Annotated in this window: 24 protein-coding genes and 1 riboswitch; of the genes, 4 read left to right on the top strand and 20 right to left on the bottom strand. The window is 31.3% G+C overall.

The features are described from left to right. Window positions 1–1288: 1288 nt before the first annotated feature. Window positions 1289–2596 carry a TrkH family potassium uptake protein gene (locus tag EQ029_RS11605; protein ID WP_011276816.1) on the top strand — a complete coding sequence of 436 codons (1308 nt, stop codon included), beginning with the start codon at window positions 1289–1291 and terminating at the stop codon, window positions 2594–2596. Between the two features lie 190 nt (window positions 2597–2786). On the opposite strand, the gene EQ029_RS11610 is transcribed toward EQ029_RS11605, so the two are convergent. The 16 genes from EQ029_RS11610 to EQ029_RS11675 form a co-directional block, all read right to left on the bottom strand. Then, the gene (locus EQ029_RS11610; RefSeq protein ID WP_011276817.1) at window positions 2787–3056 is read right to left on the bottom strand and encodes a hypothetical protein; all 270 of its coding nucleotides are present in this window, start codon (window positions 3054–3056) and stop codon (window positions 2787–2789) included. Window positions 3057–3058: 2 nt separating this feature from the next. Further along, window positions 3059–3544 (bottom strand): terminase small subunit, encoded by a 486-nt coding sequence (locus EQ029_RS11615; protein ID WP_037559055.1) that lies wholly within the window; start codon window positions 3542–3544, stop codon window positions 3059–3061. Between the two features lie 4 nt (window positions 3545–3548). Continuing rightward, on the bottom strand, window positions 3549–3890 hold the full coding sequence (locus EQ029_RS11620; protein WP_057504762.1) for a hypothetical protein: 342 nt from the start codon (window positions 3888–3890) through the stop codon (window positions 3549–3551). Window positions 3891–3892: 2 nt separating this feature from the next. Then, complete coding sequence (locus EQ029_RS11625; RefSeq protein ID WP_057504761.1) at window positions 3893–4351, bottom strand: hypothetical protein; 459 nt, start codon at window positions 4349–4351, stop codon at window positions 3893–3895. A gap of 62 nt (window positions 4352–4413) precedes the next feature. Next, window positions 4414–5121, bottom strand: a complete 708-nt coding sequence (locus EQ029_RS11630; RefSeq protein ID WP_049395898.1) for a hypothetical protein — start codon at window positions 5119–5121, stop codon at window positions 4414–4416. Between the two features lie 24 nt (window positions 5122–5145). After that, window positions 5146–5484, bottom strand: coding sequence for a pathogenicity island protein (locus EQ029_RS11635; protein ID WP_370444495.1), 339 nt, complete (start codon window positions 5482–5484; stop codon window positions 5146–5148). 509 nt (window positions 5485–5993) lie between these two features. After that, entirely contained in the window at window positions 5994–6638 is a 645-nt protein-coding gene (locus EQ029_RS11640) for a pathogenicity island protein (protein ID WP_037558972.1), read from the bottom strand. Between the two features lies 1 nt (window position 6639). Next, window positions 6640–7161, bottom strand: coding sequence for a hypothetical protein (locus tag EQ029_RS11645; protein WP_057504760.1), 522 nt, complete (start codon window positions 7159–7161; stop codon window positions 6640–6642). A 310-nt stretch (window positions 7162–7471) separates the two neighbouring features. Further along, window positions 7472–9181, bottom strand: a complete 1710-nt coding sequence (locus EQ029_RS11650) for a DUF927 domain-containing protein (protein WP_057504759.1) — start codon at window positions 9179–9181, stop codon at window positions 7472–7474. Window positions 9182–9194: 13 nt separating this feature from the next. Next, window positions 9195–10064, bottom strand: coding sequence for a primase alpha helix C-terminal domain-containing protein (locus EQ029_RS11655; RefSeq protein WP_057504758.1), 870 nt, complete (start codon window positions 10062–10064; stop codon window positions 9195–9197). 94 nt (window positions 10065–10158) lie between these two features. After that, a complete protein-coding gene (tscT, locus tag EQ029_RS11660; protein ID WP_053035641.1) occupies window positions 10159–10461 on the bottom strand; it encodes a type II toxin-antitoxin system toxin TscT in 303 nt (100 codons plus the stop codon). A gap of 14 nt (window positions 10462–10475) precedes the next feature. Continuing rightward, window positions 10476–10646 (bottom strand): hypothetical protein, encoded by a 171-nt coding sequence (locus EQ029_RS12615; RefSeq protein WP_170177296.1) that lies wholly within the window; start codon window positions 10644–10646, stop codon window positions 10476–10478. Between the two features lie 39 nt (window positions 10647–10685). Then, complete coding sequence (locus tag EQ029_RS11665; RefSeq protein ID WP_057504757.1) at window positions 10686–11090, bottom strand: hypothetical protein; 405 nt, start codon at window positions 11088–11090, stop codon at window positions 10686–10688. Window position 11091: 1 nt separating this feature from the next. Further along, window positions 11092–11238 (bottom strand): hypothetical protein, encoded by a 147-nt coding sequence (locus tag EQ029_RS12620; RefSeq protein WP_170177297.1) that lies wholly within the window; start codon window positions 11236–11238, stop codon window positions 11092–11094. A 15-nt stretch (window positions 11239–11253) separates the two neighbouring features. Beyond that, window positions 11254–11526, bottom strand: a complete 273-nt coding sequence (locus EQ029_RS11670; RefSeq protein ID WP_057504756.1) for a helix-turn-helix domain-containing protein — start codon at window positions 11524–11526, stop codon at window positions 11254–11256. Between the two features lie 38 nt (window positions 11527–11564). Continuing rightward, window positions 11565–11765: a helix-turn-helix transcriptional regulator gene (locus tag EQ029_RS11675; RefSeq protein ID WP_037551758.1), complete on the bottom strand. Its 201-nt coding sequence runs from the start codon at window positions 11763–11765 to the stop codon at window positions 11565–11567. A 109-nt stretch (window positions 11766–11874) separates the two neighbouring features. Here EQ029_RS11675 and EQ029_RS11680 point away from each other — a divergent pair, with 109 nt between their 5' ends. The 3 genes from EQ029_RS11680 to EQ029_RS11690 all read left to right on the top strand — a co-directional run bounded on the left by EQ029_RS11680 (window position 11875) and on the right by EQ029_RS11690 (window position 15131). Next, window positions 11875–12783, top strand: coding sequence for a helix-turn-helix domain-containing protein (locus EQ029_RS11680; RefSeq protein WP_211347406.1), 909 nt, complete (start codon window positions 11875–11877; stop codon window positions 12781–12783). A 132-nt stretch (window positions 12784–12915) separates the two neighbouring features. Then, window positions 12916–13083 carry a hypothetical protein gene (locus EQ029_RS12625; RefSeq protein WP_011276824.1) on the top strand — a complete coding sequence of 56 codons (168 nt, stop codon included), beginning with the start codon at window positions 12916–12918 and terminating at the stop codon, window positions 13081–13083. Between the two features lie 833 nt (window positions 13084–13916). Then, window positions 13917–15131: a tyrosine-type recombinase/integrase gene (locus EQ029_RS11690; protein ID WP_057504755.1), complete on the top strand. Its 1215-nt coding sequence runs from the start codon at window positions 13917–13919 to the stop codon at window positions 15129–15131. 165 nt (window positions 15132–15296) lie between these two features. Here EQ029_RS11690 and guaA read toward each other — a convergent pair whose 3' ends face one another. The 4 genes from guaA to xpt all read right to left on the bottom strand — a co-directional run bounded on the left by guaA (window position 15297) and on the right by xpt (window position 20363). Continuing rightward, the gene (guaA, locus tag EQ029_RS11695; protein WP_011276828.1) at window positions 15297–16838 is read right to left on the bottom strand and encodes a glutamine-hydrolyzing GMP synthase; all 1542 of its coding nucleotides are present in this window, start codon (window positions 16836–16838) and stop codon (window positions 15297–15299) included. Between the two features lie 173 nt (window positions 16839–17011). Beyond that, on the bottom strand, window positions 17012–18478 hold the full coding sequence (gene guaB / locus EQ029_RS11700; protein WP_057504754.1) for an IMP dehydrogenase: 1467 nt from the start codon (window positions 18476–18478) through the stop codon (window positions 17012–17014). Between the two features lie 38 nt (window positions 18479–18516). Next, window positions 18517–19785: a xanthine permease PbuX gene (gene pbuX / locus EQ029_RS11705; RefSeq protein WP_016931192.1), complete on the bottom strand. Its 1269-nt coding sequence runs from the start codon at window positions 19783–19785 to the stop codon at window positions 18517–18519. Continuing rightward, window positions 19782–20363, bottom strand: coding sequence for a xanthine phosphoribosyltransferase (xpt, locus tag EQ029_RS11710; RefSeq protein WP_011276831.1), 582 nt, complete (start codon window positions 20361–20363; stop codon window positions 19782–19784). The genes pbuX and xpt overlap by 4 nt, the downstream gene beginning before the upstream one ends. A gap of 257 nt (window positions 20364–20620) precedes the next feature. Next, a riboswitch (purine riboswitch) is annotated at window positions 20621–20723 on the bottom strand. Window positions 20724–20940 lie beyond the last annotated feature (217 nt).

Below are 20940 nucleotides of genomic sequence, written 5' to 3' on the forward strand. Positions count from 1 at the left end.
TCTGTTTTAAAATGCATTTAATTTTAAAGATTATGCTATTTGCAATTCATTAAAACTAAAAAAACCACATCAATTAAGATGTGGCGAAAGGGGTTCGAAAACATCTTTTTAGGGGAGAATGTTTTCAAAATGATATCGTTGACTTACAATATTATCTAAAGATACTAATCTAAAACACACTCTCTCTTTTCGAGAGTAAGTAAATCATAACATAAAAATTGAGGCAATCGCTAGGATTTGCCTCAATAAAAGGAAAAGTTTGAGAAATGCTTGTGTTAAAACATTTCTATATGTTGAAGGGAATTCAACATATATTTAATTTACCACATTATCATATTTTAAAAAAACTATTGTTTATATTTCAATCAATATAAACTCTCCATCAAAGTCAATTTTCATTATAAAAAGGGCATTAAGCCCCTCGAGTCTTATGCCGTATACTTAACAAAGTTAGAGATTACCTAAGTGAGTATGAAACGTACTAATAGACGAAAAGGATATAAGGTAAGGGTAATACTATAACAAAGGTAATCTCACTCGTTAATTATTACATATTCATTATTGTTTTTCTACTATTAATATTTGATGACACACAATGATTTCACATATAAAATTCTACTCTTGTATTTGTAACGATCAATATATATTTGTACGTATTCCTATTTCTCGCTGCATTAGAATACGTCTCTCAGCGTCTTTAAAAAATGTGTTTCGTCATGAATAATTACAGAATAATAAAATAAAATATGTTTATATTAATTTAAGCATGGGTGTAATAGATTAAGCTCATAAAATAAACTCTCCTCATTAGTCAAATGATTAATGAGGTTTTTTGTATATATATAAAAGAGACCAACCATTAAGGTTAGCCTCTTTTAACAATTACATATCCACGTATAGCTAAGGGCTTCATTTAATAAACTCTATAGGACAGCTGAGGCTTTATATTAGCCTCTGGAAATTATTATCTCTTTTTTTATAGATAATGTCTATTAAATAATTGTTAAAAGTTTTTATTAGTGTGTAAAGATGAATTTACAATGTATTTCTCACTGCAACACAGGACGCTTCTCAGTGTCTTATGATACAAAAAACCACCACTCACTATATTAGTGACGTTTAAAATGAAATATCTAACTTGTCCGTGTGCTAATCATTTACATTATCATTCTATGTTAAACTTCATTCTTTTTCTAATTAATTGTTATTCTATGGTTGTTATATTTTATATTCTATTTATGATATTATCTACTTATCAAAATAGAATATAAATATTGGAGTATAAATCATGAGTAAAGCTAATAAATCATTGTACTTTTATTTAATGCTCTTTTTTTCAACGACGCTTGTAGGGGCTATCTTACTTTATTTACCCTATACTGGTAAAAAACCTATAACCTTTATAGACGCTCTTTTTATTGCTTCTAGCGCTTTCACTGTTACGGGTTTATCTCCAGTTGATATAGGAGCCCAATTTAACCTACTTGGAGAAGTAGTTATATTATTATTAATACAAATCGGTGGGCTTGGTATTGTTACCGTAACAATGCTCATATTTGTGTTTTTAAATAAAAAGGTTTCACTGCAAAACAGATTTTTAATTATGGTCACATGGAATATAGATGAAGCTGGAGGAGTTGTCAAATTAATTAAGCATTTAGCGATTTATAGTTTTATTACAGAGTTGATAGGTGCATTTTGTTTAAGTCTATCATTTATACCTAAATTTGGAATTGGACAGGGATTATTCATAAGTTTATTTACTGCTGTATCAGCTTTTAATAATGCTGGTTTTGCCTTATTTAAAAATAATCTAATAGACTTTTCTAACGATCCAGTAGTTATTATTACTGTCCCCTTTTTAATAGTTCTAGGTGGATTAGGACATTTCGTACTTGTTGATTTGATTAACTGCAAAAAACTTAATAAGCTTTCATTTCATTCAAAAGTGGTACTTTCAACTACTTTTATTTTAATTATTTTTGGCGCTATATTATTCTTTTTATTAGAACAATCCAATACTTTAAATAATATGGGATTGATTGAAAAAATAGGTAATGCCTTATTTCAATCGGTAACGACAAGAACAGCCGGTTTCAATAGTATTGATATGGGAAATATTAAAACTCCTACCGCTTTATTATTAATGGCACTTATGTTTATTGGAGGAGCGCCTCTTAGTGCTGCTGGAGGTATTAAAGTAACGACATTTGCAATAGTTTTTATTTTTGTTTTAAATGCTATATGTAAAGAAAATACTGTCTCTTTATTTAATAGAGAAATATCTGACAAATATATTAAACTATCTATCGTGACAATTACCATTTCTATTATTTTCATATTCGTTATTACTTTTTTATTAACAATTATTAATCCAAGCATACCATTAGTTAAAATATTGTTTGAAGTTATATCCGCTTTTGGGACTGTTGGTTTGACTATGGATCTAACATCTGAATATAACGGCTTAACAGAACTAATTATCGTGATTGTTATGCTATTTGGTAAAGTGGGCTTATTGACTATGGCAAGAGCTTTTATTCCTCCAAGAAGCCCTAGAAAATATCATTACTCAAAAGGACATATTCATATTTAATAACAAAGCCTCCTCTATGAAAAATAGAGAAGGCCTTTATTTATATCAAAAAGCAGAATGATTTCTTAGTAATATTAAAAGCATGGAGTGTAACTCCATTTTCTTCTATTATTCTTCAAATCTCCCTATATCATCAATAAACGTAGGTACAACTTTGTTCACATCAACCCTATCGTAAATAAGCCCAACGCTATCTATTCGGATAAATAAATATCCTATCATCATTTAATTTTATAGATGGTACTATGCGCCTATCTACACCGTTTCTTGCAATCATTAAGTTAAACGGTAGTATTACTCCTAAACCTTTTTGTGTTTTACTCAACGTATGCCACACTGCACACTCTTTATCATTCATAAGATCATCGTAATAGATGACGGAACATTTCTTTATCGCCATTGCTCTGTTATACATATCTTCAATGCTAATCATATTTAATTTATCGGCAGTATCACACATGGTTACCAGTCCTCATTGGTACCTATATCATCTACAAAAACAGGAGTAACCATATTCACATCTACTTTATCTGTAAATATACTGTGATAACGACCTAATAAATCACGTGCTTTTAAACGGTCACTAGGCTTAATAGGTACGTCTACCTTTTCCACATGCTCATTATACACAAGGTTCATGCGTCCAGTGTCTGGATTACGTTGGAATGTCCCTTTCTTAACCACAACCTCTTTAGTCTCTGTCTCGTCTCCAATAGCTGATTGTGTTAATAGATACAATATTTCTTTTGCAGATAAAATGGTATCGTCCATTATCTCATCTTTCTTACTTTTAATGTATTCGTCCACTTTCTCTTTGCGCAGCAACCTACTACCCGTTACATGTGCACTATTAGGGCTATATCCTGCTTTTATAGCGCTTTGAGTAACATTGAGTGTCTTAATATACTCATTCGCAAAACGTTCTTGTTTAGGCGTTAGTTTGTCCATTGAATCACTCCTTATTTTCTATAATTTTATTTAATAAACCATCAAATAACTGTTGGACTCTTGTTTTAGATATTTCTAGTATTTGAGCTATATCACCAAATGTGCGTCCATTACATAGAAACATAAAAATATTGTATTCTCTAAAATCTGCAATACGATCAACCAGGATATCCAGGTCATTCATAAATATATGGTCATCTGCATTAATTGTTTGATATGAATATTCGTCTACATCATCATTTAACGTAAAGAAATCATTAGCTGATACATCCTTATAATCATCATCCACATTATTATGGTACTTTAATATAAATGTTTTAAGCGTCTCTTTATCACCAACAAACATAATCACACCACCATTACTTGTTGGGGTTCACTAGCCTTAGTTAAAGGCTTACCATGACCCACGTTGAACAAATCTACCTGCAAACGTTCAATGAGCCTGTGTTCTTTTATACGTCCATGTGATTGCATGTATCTAACCACCTGCTGTTGTTCTTCTTTTGTATAGGTATTTAGCACCTGCTTTAATAAGGATAGACGTACCAATGAATCATTTTTAAATCGTTTCAAATCAGCTTTCTTTTCACAAATCCATATCACAAGTTTATCAACTGGATATGAGACAGAAATCACTCCCATAATATCGTCACATGTCGTTATCGAAGTGCTTAAGTGATACATTTCGCTTATATGTGACTGGGCTAATTTAATTTTAGAATTGATATACTTTGGATTGTATTTGGTCAACAACTCATATTCTGAGATTTTTGTTTGTTGATATGGTGCACTAATATTTTCGTCCACAATGATACCCCCATTATATAGAATGAGCCTACCCAATAAAGGATAGGCATTTGAGTAATGTTTTATTGTCTATAAGCGTAGGCTTGCTTTCTTGCACCATCTTTTTTAGCTTTAGCATATTTTAATTGCTCGTTATATCTGTCTGCCAATGGTTTGATAACAACGTAACCGTCTTTATCTTTGTTAATGACTGAACCTCTGTTCTCCATACCGATTTGTCTTAAAATATTATATTGATATGCTAAATCGTTATATTCTTCATTATTTTCATACGGGTGTAAAACCATTCTTTTTAATTGTGTGAAAGTACCTGAAATTTGCCCTTGCTCATTTTCAGAAAAACGATTCTCATAAATATTTTGTAATAAACTTAATTCATATACACCTATCTCTTTAGGGTCAGCATTTCTGACATACTCAATGATTTCTGAGTTATCGTAAAAAGAAAGTCGAGCTTTTAAATTTTGTCTATTAATTAATTCAGCTTGTGGGTTTGAAATATTTTCGGTTGTCGATTCCTTTTCGATTTCTTCTAATCTACTTTCAATATTCTTAATCTTATCACTAGCAAATTGTTTAAATTCATTTTCAATTTGAGTTACTTTCGGTTTTTGTTTCTCATCAATCGCATCTAATCTATACCCACGTTGATACATAATAAATGTTTCTTCTAAAAATTCATCTACTTTATCCAATAAATCTTTGTATTTTCGATCATTAAAAAGTACGTCGTAAGCACTTCCTGTTTTGGCTGCGTTTGTATTGTACATATATAAACCTCTTTCGTTTTAATTTTATAATTCGATACGTTTTAAAGCCTCATAGCGTCTCATACTACCGTCTGCTAACTTCTTAAGACTTTGCATTGCTTGGTGCTTTTCTTGATTAGTAGTGATGATATAGTAACCACGTTCGTTCTTTTTATAGCTGCACCCAATCGGGTAACCATAATCATCAATCAGCTTACTAATAGCATTTCTTAACCATCTTTCATTAGTTGAGTTGGATTCATACCCCATTAAGTTAAGTATCTTGGACTTAGTTATATACTTATCTTTTGAGTTTTGAATAGTATCATAAATCCTTAAATATTCGTTTGGTACCTTTATTTTTTCTTTTTCAATTACTTTCACGGTTATAACCTCCATTTTTTTTATCTCGATGGACGTTACACGTAATAAAAATGTAAAAAGGAGTAGTTTTTTACTTCAAAAAGAGAATTCTTACTACCTTTATTATACTAATTTTATCCCTAAAAAGCAAACTTATGTTCTCTTTTTTGCTGATTTTAATTATTTATTATCATCCGGATTAAACACTGATATAACAATATTAATAAAGATTTTCATACACTTTCACAAGTTCCCCTAATAAGAACAAATGTTCTATAAAAGAGCGTATTTTTGCCCTTTGTGAAATTTTGGACACTTAGCTTTTTTTAGTTTATTTTTTCTTCTAACCTTATTAAACCTTATCAATTTTTCTTAGTTACCTTTGTATAACCTTTGTATTTTTGCAAAGTCCAAATTTGGACTCTGCTAATTATTTCAGATATATTAAAATCAATTTTATCCCCTTGAAAAATTGGCATTATTTAGCATTAAAAAAGCCATGCACCTATTAAAGTGCATGACCTATAAATTTACGCTTTCACTCCATTGTAATAAGACTGTTTCAATTCATTCAGTCGCTTAATCAATGCCTTACTATCATCTTCATTCGCCTTCTCGTTCTGGATAAACTCAGTAATAATTTTCAAGCCCTCAACTAATTCTGGTGCAGGTTTATTAATTCCAGTAGCTAACTGATACAACATTTCCATATTACCTATAACATCTGCATTACTAGTTTGAACGCCCTCAAGTTCATCTATATTGAAATCTCTACTCATGTAGTCGAACATGTCACTATTATTACTTTCTGCGAACGTCTCAAGTCCATACATAAAATAATCATTATCAAACATGAAACTAGCCATCATATCGCTTATAGTGTCATGTGTGCCATCTGGCATTTCGTAACCAGCATAATGCCCCTCAATGCTCTCTATAAGTTTCTCAGTATGCTTTTCTGACGCAATCTCAAAAGTTTTTCTCACTTCACAATCTTTTATCAATACATGAGCATACATCTTCCCTTTGCTCATCAGATACACAACATTAAACGGATCGTTATATATCTTAAATGCAAAAGGTACTTTATAACTACTTTCACATAGTCCAGTAAAATATCTTAATAATGTTGCTGCTCTAGTTTCAAATTCATTTGCTATAATTTCAACGTTCATACTATACACGTTCCTTTCTTCTAATCATCAAATTTTCGTTATCTTTTCCCACTTTGCCGATACTTTCAAATTTATATTTTCTAAAATATTCAGTATTTTTTTCGCTTTCAGTCCACAAACAAGACTCAAGATTTAGTTTTGTAGAAATTGCCAATATATCTTTTAATAGCATTTTGCCATGTCCTTTTTTAAGCGAATTTAAATTATCTATTTCAATGATCCAATCACTGTTAAAATATTGTTTAAGTAACGGATTAGGCTTTCTAATATTAAACTTTATGAGTGCTTTGAAATCTTTAGTAATCAATGATATATCCCCACCAATACAATAGAGATAATATTTCTTGTTTAACAAAATTACTTCTTGAATAAAGATTTTGTGAGTTTTAGTGGAATTAGTCAAAAGACTAATAATCAAACCTTTAGCCATGTTTTCTTGTTCCTTCTTCACATGCTGCTGAAATTTATTATTATTTATAAACATCTTAAATTGTTGGTGTCCTATTTCTGTAATTGTAGGCATACTTGACCTCCATATTTAATAATTGGGAATTATTCCTCGTTAAGTTCCCACATCAATTTTTTATCGGGAACTGTCTAAACCTTTGATATATATGGCTTGAGCAAAATTAGTTCCCGTTGTCCCCGTTAATTATTTTTTATTGTTTTGTATTTTATAATTAATTACTCTAGTTATTTTTTAATCACATATACTATTTATATATAAGTGGGAACTTCGGGAACTATTAGACTTAAAGCCTGATAATATAGTATTTATTGAGTTCCCGTTTGTATCTTTTGAATGGGTACTAACGGGAACTATTGGGAACTTATTAATAATCTGAATAAGGATAGTTTGAACTTGAAAAGTCGAACCCTAGTTCTTTAACTATTTCATTTTTTATAGCAAAACCTCTATGTTTAATATTTGAATTACTAATCTTCATTTGTAGACGGTCTTTTTCATTTTTAACTAAATAACCTTTTTTATCCCATTCTTTTGTTATGGTGTACATTTCATGACCTAATATATCTTTGACTGTATCGCCTAAAATACATAGGTAACCACGTTTATATACTGCTTTAATCTCCCCATTTTTTACGTGACTATATCCATCGCCAGTTATATTATTTCGATGAGCGTCTAAATATTGCAGCATATCCTCAAGCATTTGTTTAGGCTTATCTATCGTTTTATTATTCTTCAACATATTTTCATATGCTTGATTAATGATTTTATAGTAATCATGTTCAAAGCCATCTATATCATTAAGAATTTCACCAGTAAGCTGTAATAAGGCAAAGCACTTCCCAATACGTTGCATTACTTCATTGATACCTTTTTCATTAAAGTATCTTAAGTAACTTTCAAAACTTTCTTTATACTCATCTTTTTTTGATTGATATTGTTTAAAAAATTCAATTCCTAGCGTTCCGTAATTCTCTCTAAATTTATGATCTAATGAGATGAAATCAAAATTATCTGGATAAGGTTGTTCTTCTAAAGTAACGACACGAGCCGATACCCCCGCTTTATCTTCTGCCATATTCGTAATTGAGGCCTCACCAGTAGAAAGCATGATATTTTTCCATTCTTTCTTTTCATCAATAGTTAAATTCTTATTACTTCGACTTTTACTTTCACCACTTGAATAGTTGTAGACTGCATTAGCAATAAAATTAGGTGATATATTACGTGTATCATCTTTAAACATTGGAAAAGAGTTCAAAAATGCAGCCATAGCCTCAATGCTATTTCTAGTAGAACTCCATGTAGTTGTGAGGTCGGTAGTACCCCACACACTAGCTACTAAATTTAAAGTGAATGTTTTACCTGTTGAAGTACTTCCAGCAAGTTCAACAATGAATGGCATAATATCAAATTCATAAAGTAATACCGAACCTAGTGAGGCGTATAACATCACCATCACCATAGGCAACTCTTTAATTTTTACAAATACTTTTTCTGAATAATCTTTAATTGTACCTTTACTTTGAAACGAATTGACTAACTTTTGAAAGCCTTTATCATTATTGAAAAACTTTATATTTTTGTGTTCCATTTCGTCTTTATATGGATAAATAAAGTAATCTTTTACATGGCCTAATCGAGTTGCTACCTTTATATTGATAGGTGGACTATATCTCTTGGACTGATTAATATAATCAACTAATTTTGATGAAGTGTTTGAAGTTACATCTAGTTTTCTATTTGCTAGTTTGAGGAGTTGTCTATTGTCAGTAATTTCTTCGGCAGTAACACTTAAATTCACTGGTGTTCTATCGTCTATAAAGTGCATATTATAACTAACTTCACCATTTTCAATATTTTCATATCTAGTATTGATTTCTGGAATAGTAGTAGTGATGAACTTTTCTCTATCTGGTTCACCATCTTTTTTACTTGGGATAATTTGGTAAAGTGCTGCACCATAACTATTAGTTTTCACTTTATAACCATCTGGAATAAAATCATGTGTGTAAGATTTTCGGTTTAAATTTTCATTGATTTCATTCAAAATTTCATCATTAGTAAATTTCATAGAAAACTCCTCTCTAATTGTTGTAATGTTTTTTCATAATAGAATAAAAAGTAGTATTAATTTCACGTTCATTCATTGGTGGCGTGCATGATTGCCCCCACATCTGGGCAAAAGAATAGATAATGTGTTCATTTACTCTACGATTAAATAAGTGTCCTAAAATGCTTGCTAGTGAAGAATTACGCCCACCTTCACTAACGCCAAAGGCTTTTTCTTCCCAATGGCTTGGATCACGTCTTTTAAAATTTCGAGTAGAATTTTCTTGAGTAGAAATATCAAATAATTTAGCCCATTTTTTAAGTGTTGATTTATCTAAAATTGCAGCGTCATTATATTGAAATTCAAACGGACTATCACTACTTTTTCTGACTGGTAACGCCATAGCCCTAGACGGTTGATAACTTCCTTCATCAATTTTGCACGCAATTTTTTGTGCTAGTGTTCTCACATATGCACGATATTCATTAGCACTTATACGCTCACTCAGTGGCACATACAAGCGTATTCTAGGACTTTCATTTGTATGATTAAATGTTGTATGCCAAAACCACGCAAAGCCTTCTAATTCGCTTTTAATAGACTTATTTAGCATGTTTAAATCTTTTTCATCATCATAATCAAGTGCAAGTACATCTCTATAAAGTACATTTTCATCATTTCTATACTTTTGATACTCATTACCTTTATCATCTACACCATCAGCAACATCACCATATACTGCTGTACCTCTAGCGTACTTATTCCCATTGTTTTGTGGAATGGATAAACGACTAATTAATTCACTCCAGTTAGGTCGAGAGATGTTTTTGAATGAAGTTGATTTTTCATTTCCATACCAAACCACACTCACTTGAGTATCATTTTCTAATTGAATTACGCTCAATTTTATACCTCCAATGTATTAAAACAAGAGCAAAGATGTTATAATACAAATGGAGTATTTTCTTATTGCTCTTGTGTTTTATAAATTTTGTATATTATGCGTTATCAGTTCTGTCGCCAAACTTCGCTGATGACGCTTTTTCTATTTCACGGATTTTTTTCATAATGTCGTCAAAATCTTTCATATACATAAGCATTAAATCAATAACCTGTGTGTTTTTGATACGGTGCTCGTGATATTTCCAGCCATGCGTATATATTTCTTTTTTAGTTAGCATATGATTAGGTTCATGTGTGAAATACTCATCATCAAACCATACAAAAGATGTTACGACATCATTAATTTTCTCTTGTACTACTTCTAAATCATCAAATAAATTTCTTAATTCCCACTCCATTATTGCTTAACTCCTTAACTAATTTTTTGTTTATTATAGATTTCTTTAGCTTCAATTAAACTTTCTAAAGTACGCTTACAGTAGTCTATTTTTTCCAAATCTTCACGACTGAAGAAACTTAACTGACTTTGACTTTCAAATATAATTTCTTCTTCATTTTTAATAATCCAGTTGATAGCATGCATGATATTTTTTTATTCACATCTAATTTAGCAGCCATTGAATCACTCCACTTCAATATTTCCAACAATATAATCCAACGCCCATTCTAAAATGCCAATCACATTTCCTTCTCTATCTGTTGTATGTTCATGTTCACCCGTGTTATCTGTAACGGAATAGTAGTAAATTTCTTTATCTTCATTCATAACATCACTTAATGTCATTGTTACTTCATCGAGAATAGAAAACGCCTCATCTTCAAAATCTACCTCAGCAAGAATGTTAAACAACTCTTTATGAACGAGTTTCAAAATATGTTCGTAAAACGCTGTATCGTTATAGTGATAATCTGTAATAAAATGAAAACTATCTTTCGCTGATAAGAATATGTCCTTATCTTTTTCATATAATACTTTTTCTAATACTTGAACCACTTTTGATAATTGATATTTTTGTTTAATTTGCATCTTATTTAACCTCCAAGTTTTCATAATTTAATAGTGCAATCGTGCTGCCTAGTAGATAAATAGCAAACGCTACATGTACACCTAGTAACCAACCACTTATGAATGAGATTATTGAAAGAACCAATATATTAAATGTAAATTTCATCATGTTTTACACCTCCAATTAAAGCCAACCTTTATGACGTTTGCTTAAATATTCTTTAAAGCCATCAATAGAGATAACTGTCATAGTAGATGAAAGACTATAATATAAACCTTCTACACCTTTGTTATCTTTATCGTATTCTTTAAGAATACGGTTCACAGTGCTATAAGATATACCAAACATTTTTGCTATTGCATTAGGCTTTGCCATGATTGGCTTAACTACTACTTGTTTGGGTTCTGTCACTACATTTTCTTTAGTTGGTAAATCTTGTAATTTAGTATATGGCATAATCTAGCCTCCTTTTCATAGTAAAACATAGTAAGAGATTAAAAAAATATTTCATCAATAGTAATTCTAGGAAATAATTCTTTTCTTAATAAATCTCTAAAAATAATCATCTCTTTTCGATTAAAATTAATCTTTTGTTTTTCTTTCATTCGATAGGCTTGTACTGAAATATTAAATTTTTCTGCCATTTTTTCTTGTGTCATACCTAGCATTTTTCTATAACCTACTATTTTATTCATATATTCATCACCTCCGATAAACATAGTAAAACATAGCATTTCTGTAATGTCAATAAAAAACATAGTAAAACATAACTTTATATTATATAATTACTATTGAGGTGATAACTTGGATAAAGTAGAAGTCGGTAAAAGGATAAGAAAAATTCGTAGCCACTTAGGACTTACTATGGATCAATTTGGTGAAAAAATTGATAAAGAAAGTCCTGTAAAATCGGGAGTAGTTTCGAATTGGGAAAATGGAAAACAACTTCCAAATAAGAAAAGATTAAAAAAAATATCAGAATTAGGTAATATAAGTTTAGACGAATTATTATATGGTTCTATGTACAATTATATTGTTAAAAATATAAATATTGATTACGATAAACTTAATATTCCTAAAGAAGAAGGTACTTATCAAAAATCATTAATTGTTACTATGATGATGAATGATATACAAACTAAAGAGAATAGAAGAATGATTGAAAGTTCTATAAATGAAGAGAATTATGTACCCTTAACATATAGTCAATTTCTCGAAAAAGTTGAAATAGAATTGCCAAAAAAACTGAATTCTATTATTGAAAAAGGAAAAATCGCTATTCAAGAACTTAAAAAGAAAAACAAAGAGATTTTAAAAAATCATTCTGATTTAAATATAGTTAGTAAAATTCTTAATAATGAATATGTGACTTTTAATGATATTTTATTAGAACACTTTTTTATAGAAGTATTTTCATTAGAAAATTATACTTTTGAACAAGAAATTTATGTGGATAAAATGGATCAAATTAAATCAATTTTATTAAGATATTTCACTGAAAAATATATCAACAACGATTTAAGTAACACTCTCACTATAGAACAACTAGAAAAATTAAAAGAAGATTCCTTGTATATGTCTGAAATATTAGAATATGATCCTTTCTTTAAAGACAACGAAAAAGTTAATGAAGACTTAATAAAAATTTTTAATAATAAAATTCCTAGACACTTAAATAAAAAAATTGAGTTCGCTAAAAAAGGAGAACTGTAAATAACAATAATCAAGGTGGTGGTTCTATCGTACAATGTCTAATACACCATAGAAAAAATGAATATAAAAGGTAATAAATTTTGGGAGTTAAATATCTGTATAAAAATCTTTAAATAAAAAAGGGGTTATATCATGAAAATTTTAAACTATAAAATAAGTTATGAATATGATAGTGATTTATATACTGTTACTGCAAAAACAAATAAAGGGAAAACTTTTACTTATACATTTTCAGAAAATCATACTTTAAAAGAAATTAGATACACATTAGAAGAAATTGCTAAACAATTAGATATATAGTTCTAAAAGTAATTTCTTATCAACTGTAATCATTTAAAAGGAGGTTGTTATGTTAATATTTATCATAATTTTATTTTTGATCAGCATCATATTATATGTACTGAGTTTCTTTTTAGCACAAAACGAGGGTTTATATTATAAGAATAATTGTAGGACTATATCGGTGCTTATATTAAGCATCGGGGTGCTATGTTTGATGGGATATCTTATAAATTATATATCTTCAAACTATTTAGGAGTGTAATATAGCATTACAGTATTTGAATAACTATACTTGAACCATTAAGCGTTTATGAATTGGACCATTTTAATTAGCATCATCTTAATGGCTCTAAATATACGGGAGGCATAAAAAGTGATTATCGTTATAAGCTGTCTTATGATTTTATGGTGCATATGCTTAATATTGTTCTTATATAACGTTTATATGTTTATAAAAACAGATGGTAGCATCACTACAAAAACTTATTCTATCTGGAGTATATTGTATGGTATATGTATAATAATCATCTTAATAATGCTATATAACTTTAAATAGAAGACAAAAATTTTGTTAAGGAGAATATATTTGAGAATTTTAAATTGCAAAATAAAACTAAATAAAATTACTTATGAAGTTGAAACTAATAACAATAACTATTTTAAACATTCTTTACCGAAAGATATAAATACTTATCAAGTAGGAAAAATACTTAGAAATATCTCTGACGAATTAGATGGAGTATAGTACTTAAATAAACATCTTCCTAATCGATTAGAACTCAATGTTATAGAACAAATACTTAATACTAGGGTATCTTCACGTACTTTTTAAAATTTTTGGAGGTGATCACATGTGGCATGAGAAATTTACTAATAAACATGGTGAAACTAAATATCGCTATTATGAGAAGTATAAAGACCCACTCACAAATAAATGGCGACGTACTAGCGTTGTGCTTAATAAGAATGGTAAGCAATCACAGAAAGAGGCTCAGAAACGCTTAAATGAGCGTATAGAGGCAAAGCTAAATGACAAGACACCTACTAACCTAAAAACGTTAACTTTTCATGCTGCATGTGATGAGTGGTTTGAGCGTTATAAGCTAACATCTGGATCTAAACAGTCCACCATTACGACTAAAAGCTATAAAGTGGCTCACATCAAAAGAAACATAGACAAAGATATTCTTGTTGAAAATATGAATGCTGATGTTATACAAGATTTGATTAACTCCTCGTTAAAAGATGGACTAAGTCATAAATTAGTTAAAGATGATTTAAGCATCATCAAAAATATACTCCGTTACGCTCAAAAGAAATATCACATCACTGATATATCATACATAGACGATGTTGTAATGCCTAAAAAAGCGACTACAAGAGAAGAAGTTAAAGCTAAACGTGAAAATTATTTAGAAATGGCTGAAGTTCTGGCTATCATTGAAGAATTAAATCGTATAGCTAATAAAAAGCGTGCTAGCTATATGAAAAGGTCATACTTGTTTACTGCTTACATAGTTGAATTTCAAGTATTAAATGGTATGCGTATTGGCGAACTCCTAGCAATTCAACCTGATAATATTGATTTTGAAAATAAGAAGCTTGTTATTGACGGCACTATACACTGGCGCAAAGATGGTAACAAAGTAGGTTTCAAAGATACCACAAAAACAGCGTCATCTTATCGTACTATATCTTTAACTACTAGAAGTTGTGACATTTTACGTAGGGTTATGTTAGAAAATAAGAAAGCTGTTCAATGGGAAATTATGTATGTGGATAGGGGCTTTATATTCACAAGTCATAGAGGCAACCCTTTACCTCTTACATCAATTAATAGGAACATACAAATAGCTGCTCAAAATATAGGAATAGAAAAGCATGTGACAAGTCACACCATGCGTCATAGCCATATCTCATTACTATCGCAATTAGGTGTTTCACTGCGTGCGATTATGGAACGTGTAGGTCATACAGACCATAAAACCACATTACAGATATATAGTCATGTTACTGAGCAAATGGATAAAGATATGATGAATAAATTGGAGAAGATAAGGAGTTAAAAACTATGTATAAAAAATCCTAAAACCACTGATGATTATCTCTTCTTTTATACATAAATTCAAAAACTTCCACATCATGCCCTTTATATGCCCTTTTTCGAATTTACGAATTACAAAAACAACCCTCTAACCATTGTGGTTAAAGGGTTTTATAATTCATATATTCTATTCCCACTCTATAGTGCTTGGTGGCTTAGAAGTGATGTCATAGACTACGCGGTTAACGTGATCTACTTCATTTACGATACGGCTTGAGATTTTTTGTAGGACTTCCCAATCAATGCGGGCGAAGTCACTTGTCATACCGTCAATAGATGTAACTGCACGAATACCTACAGTATGATCATACGTACGATAGTCTCCCATAACACCTACAGATTGAATGCCAGGAAGTACTGTGAAGTATTGCCAAATGTCTCTTTCAAGACCTTCCTCACGCACAACTTCACGTAAAATCGCATCTGATTCTCGTACGATTTCTAATTTATCTTCAGTAATTTCACCTAATACACGGATTCCTAAACCTGGACCTGGGAAAGGCTGTCTCCATACTAAATGTTCAGGAATGCCTAATTCTATACCTAATGCACGCACTTCATCTTTAAATAACGTGTTAATCGGCTCAATAAGTTCAAATTCCATATCTTCAGGTAATCCACCTACGTTATGGTGAGATTTGATAGTTTGTGCAGTTTTAGTACCTGATTCGATGACGTCAGTATAAAGTGTACCTTGTGCTAAGAAATCAACGTCAGTTAATTTTGCCGCTTCATCATCAAACACATATACAAATTCATTACCAATAATTTTACGTTTTTGTTCTGGATCAGATACACCTTTTAATTTATCCATGAAACGTTCCTGTGCATTCACACGGATAATATTCATGTCGAAACCTTCACCGAATTGTTCCATAACCATGTCACCTTCGCCTTTACGAAGCAAACCATGGTCAACAAAGATACATGTCAATTGATCGCCAATCGCTTTATGTAATAAGACAGCTACAACTGATGAGTCTACGCCCCCGCTCATCGCACATAATACTTTGCGATCTCCAACGCGTTTACGGATTTTTTCAACTTCTATATCGATAAAGTTTTCCATTGTCCATTCGCCTGTGCATTCACACACACGGCGTACGAAGTTTCTTAATAAATCATTACCATATTCTGTATGACGTACTTCAGGATGGAATTGGACACCGTAAATACGACGTTTCTTATCTTCAATTGCCGCATAATTTGTACTTGGACTATCTGCAATCACTTCAAATCCGTCTGGAATTTCAATTACTTTATCAGAATGACTCATCCATACAGTTTGTTCAGCTGGTAATCCAAAGAATAACTCATCTGATTTTGCGTTAATAATTGCTTTACCATACTCACGTTCATTAGCGCGCTCAACTTTTCCGCCTAAAAGTTTAGTCGTCAACTGCATACCATAACAAATACCTAGTACAGGAATGCCTAAATTATAAATTTCAGGGTCGATAGTGAATGAACCTTCCTCATATACTGAATTCGGACCACCTGAAAGAATAATACCTTTAGGATTCATACGTTTAATTTCATCAACCGAAATTTCGTGATCATGTAATTCACTGTATACACCCATTTCACGAATACGACGCGTAATCAATTGATTGTACTGACTACCAAAGTCTAAGACAAGAATCAACTCTTGCTCTTGAGCCATTTCCATAATTGTGAATCTCCTTTTAATTGAATTTTATGTAAATAATAGAGAGACACTTCCCATAATGCATTGCTTTTAGATTCTTCTTAAAAGTGAACAACCTCTATGACAATCACATTTAAAATGAAAAATGCTCCCCATTCTTTCTAACAAATTGACTTCATCACACTTGATTTAAATTAAAATGAATAGTTTGGTGATTCTTTTGTAATTTGTACGTTATGTGGATGGCTTTCTGCTAAACCAGCAGGGCCCATACGTGTGAATTGTGCTTCATCACGTAGTGTTTTTAAATCAGGTGAACCTGTATAACCCATACCAGCTCTTACGCCACCCATAAGTTGATAAATTGTATCTTGTAAAGGACCTTTATATGCAGTACGTCCTTCAATACCTTCAGGGACAAATTTTCTAGGCGTTTTGTTTTCTTGGAAGTAACGGTCGTTTGACCCTTTTTCCATAGCGCCTAAAGAACCCATACCACGATAAACTTTATATTGTCTGCCTTGGAATACTTCAGTTGCGCCTGGGCTTTCTTCAGTACCAGCTAATAAGCTTCCTAACATTACTGCATGTCCACCGGCAGCTAATGCTTTAATAATGTCACCAGAGAATTTAATACCACCATCCGCTATGATTGCTTTACCAAATTTACGAGCTTCAGTAGCACAATCATAAATCGCAGTAATTTGAGGCACACCTACACCAGCTACGACACGTGTTGTACAAATTGATCCTGGTCCAATACCAACTTTAACGACGTCAGCACCAGCTTCAAACAATGCACGTGTAGCTTCAGCAGTTGCTACGTTACCAGCTACGATTGTAATCTCAGGATATTTTTCTTTCATTTTTTTAACTTCTTGAATAACACCACTAGAGTGACCATGTGCTGTATCGATAATTAATGCATCTACGCCAGCTTCGACTAATTTTTGAGCACGAATTTCTGTATCTTTAGATGTACCGATAGCTGCAGCAGCTAGTAAACGTCCATGCGCATCTTTCGCTGCATGAGGGAATTCAAGCACTTTTTCAATATCTTTAATTGTAATTAAACCTTCTAAACGACCATTTTCAACTAAAGGTAGTTTTTCAATTTTGTGTTCTTGAAGAATTGTTTCGGCTTCATCTAATGTAGTGCCTACAGGAGCTGTAATTAAGTTTTCTTTAGTCATAACGTCAGAAATTTTGATTGAAAAGTCTTCAATAAAACGTAAATCACGATTAGTTAGAATACCTACTAGCTCTCTTGATTCTTTATCACTAACAATTGGTACACCTGAAATACGATATTTACCCATTAAAGCTTCTGCTTCATACACACTTTCGTCTGGGGTTAAGTAGAATGGATTTGTAATTACACCGTTTTCTGAGCGTTTAACTTTTTGAACTTCTTCAGCTTGCTCTTCGATGCCCATATTCTTATGAATGACACCTAGACCACCTTGACGTGCCATTGCGATTGCCATTTTAGACTCGGTTACTGTATCCATACCAGCTGATATAACTGGAATATTTAATTTAATTCGTTCTGATAATTCAACACTAAGATCCGCATCATTAGGTAACACATCTGATGCAGCTGGAATTAATAAAACATCGTCAAACGTTAAAGATTCTTTAGCAAACTTATTTTCCCACATTGATAATACAGCCTCCATTTTTTATATAGTTATTTCTATTATTTCACATTTTCTTCGCTTTGTTTATACTTTAGACCATTAAAAAAGAAATTAAGAATAATTGCTGAAATAGCACCTAGTACAATGCCATTTTGAGTTAGCCAAGCAAATTGCTCACCTAACGCTTTAAATGCTTGAGGCACTGCACTAATACCTGTACCTAAACCTACGGATACTGCAATAATTAGTAAATTATTTTGATTTTTAAAATCAATATGTCCTAAAATGCTAACACCATAAGCCATAACCATACCAAACATTGCAATCATTGCACCGCCTAATACAGGTAATGGGATGATATTAGCTAATGCACCTAATTTAGGAATACAACCACATATTAAAAGTAGAATAACCATGCCGTAAATGACATTGTTTTTCTTAGCACCTGATAAAGATACTAGTCCAACATTTTGAGAGTATGCCGTATAAGGAAATGAGTTAAAAATTGATCCTAATACAATAGCAAGACCTTCCGCAGTGTAACCTTTACGAAAATCTTTTCTTTCCAACTTTTTACCAGTAATTTCACTTAGTGCATGATATACACCTGTCGATTCTATTAAACTTACGATGGCTACAATTGTAAATACAAGTATCGCACCTAAATCAAAACCGAAACCAGAAAAACGAAATGGTTGAGGTATTCCTAACCAATGGGCTTCTCCCACTTGCTTAACATCTACTAAGCCAAGCACATTTGCCAATATTGTACCTGCAACTAGTCCGATTAAAATCGCAATGGATTTTAAGAAACCCTTCGTAAATCTTTGTAAAATAAGAATAATGACTAAAGTAGCGCCTCCTAAAATTAAATTTTTAGGATTTCCATAGTCTTTAGCACCTTCTCCACCAGCTAAATAATTCATTGCTACTGGCATTAAATTAATTCCTATAATTGTAACCACACTTCCAGTTACGACAGGTGGAAAGAATTTAACTAAATAAGAGAAGAATGGTGCAATAATGACAACCAAAATACCTGATACAAATAATGAACCATATAGCACATCCAAGCCCTTCGTTTGACCGATTAAAATCATAGGTGCTACCGCAGTAAATGTACATCCTAGCACAATGGGTAATCCTGTACCCGTCACTTTGTTAGCTTGTAAAAATGTTGCTACACCACACATAAAAACATCCACTGTGACTAAATACGCAATTTGTTCCGGAGTAAATTTAAGACTGGTACCAACAATAATTGGTACTAATATCGCTCCGGCATACATTGCTAATAAGTGTTGTAAACTTAAAATGAACGTCTTCATTCATTTTCACCTAGTAGTGTAACTTGGTTTCCTTTTAATGAAGCCACTTTACATAATGAAGAAACGTTTAAACCTGCCTCTTCTAATCTTTGTCTACCATCTTGGAAACTCTTTTCAACAACAATACCAATACCAACCGTTTTAGCTTTAGCTTGTTGCGCAATATCATATAACCCAAGTGAAGCATCACCATTGGCTAAGAAATCATCAATAATTAAAACCGTATCATTCTCATTTAGAAATTCTTCCGAAACAATAACCGTACTTGTTTTATTCTTTGTAAAAGAATGAATATCGGTACTATAAAAGCCATCTTTCAACGTACTTGGTTTAGCCTTTTTAGCAAATAAACAAGGAACATCAAAATGTAAAGATGCCATAATAGCTGGAGCAATGCCTGAAGCCTCGATTGTCAAGATCTTTGTGACACCTTTATCTTTAAATTGCTCATAAAATGTTTTACCTACTTCATGCATCAATTTTGCATCGATTTGATGATTTAAAAAACCATCCACTTTCAATATTTTTTCGTCAATTACTACGCCATCTTCTTTGACTTTCTGTCTAAGCGATTCCACGTCAAAACCTCCTAAATTTGTATACAAAAAAAGCCTCAAACTTTGCGAAAAAGTTTCAGGATCCATGAGCGTACAGGCAATACATAGTATTTTGAAATTTCAAGAAGCCGTATATTTAAATGTATTCTTCTTCAAACACTTTATAATTTTAAATTTGTTTTACCTCATAGGATGAAGTGGGTAAATATACAACCTCCAAAGCTAAACAACTTTTATATAGTATTCTAGATAGCTATTTAAATAAAACTTGCTCTTTTATGTATTGAGTCTGAACTCATAGTCATGTCGTTTGTGGCAACATGGTAGAAACTTCTAAAGCCATATTCTTTAGATTATATGAGTGATATAAATTATTTAACGATAATAGCAAACTTTTGCTTTATTTTCAATATGATAGAAATTGTTACAAGCCCTTTCATAATAATATTTTTCAAGTGTAAGCGTTTAACTAAATATTGTTCATCACTATTTGTAAACAGTTCTTAATTAATTATATAATAACTATAGTTGAGTTTTATAAATATTCTTAAGGGTATATTTTTACTAAAAGTAGGACGAAAAGATGGAGGGCGATTAA

This window comes from Staphylococcus haemolyticus (assembly GCF_006094395.1).
Taxonomy (GTDB): domain Bacteria; phylum Bacillota; class Bacilli; order Staphylococcales; family Staphylococcaceae; genus Staphylococcus; species Staphylococcus haemolyticus.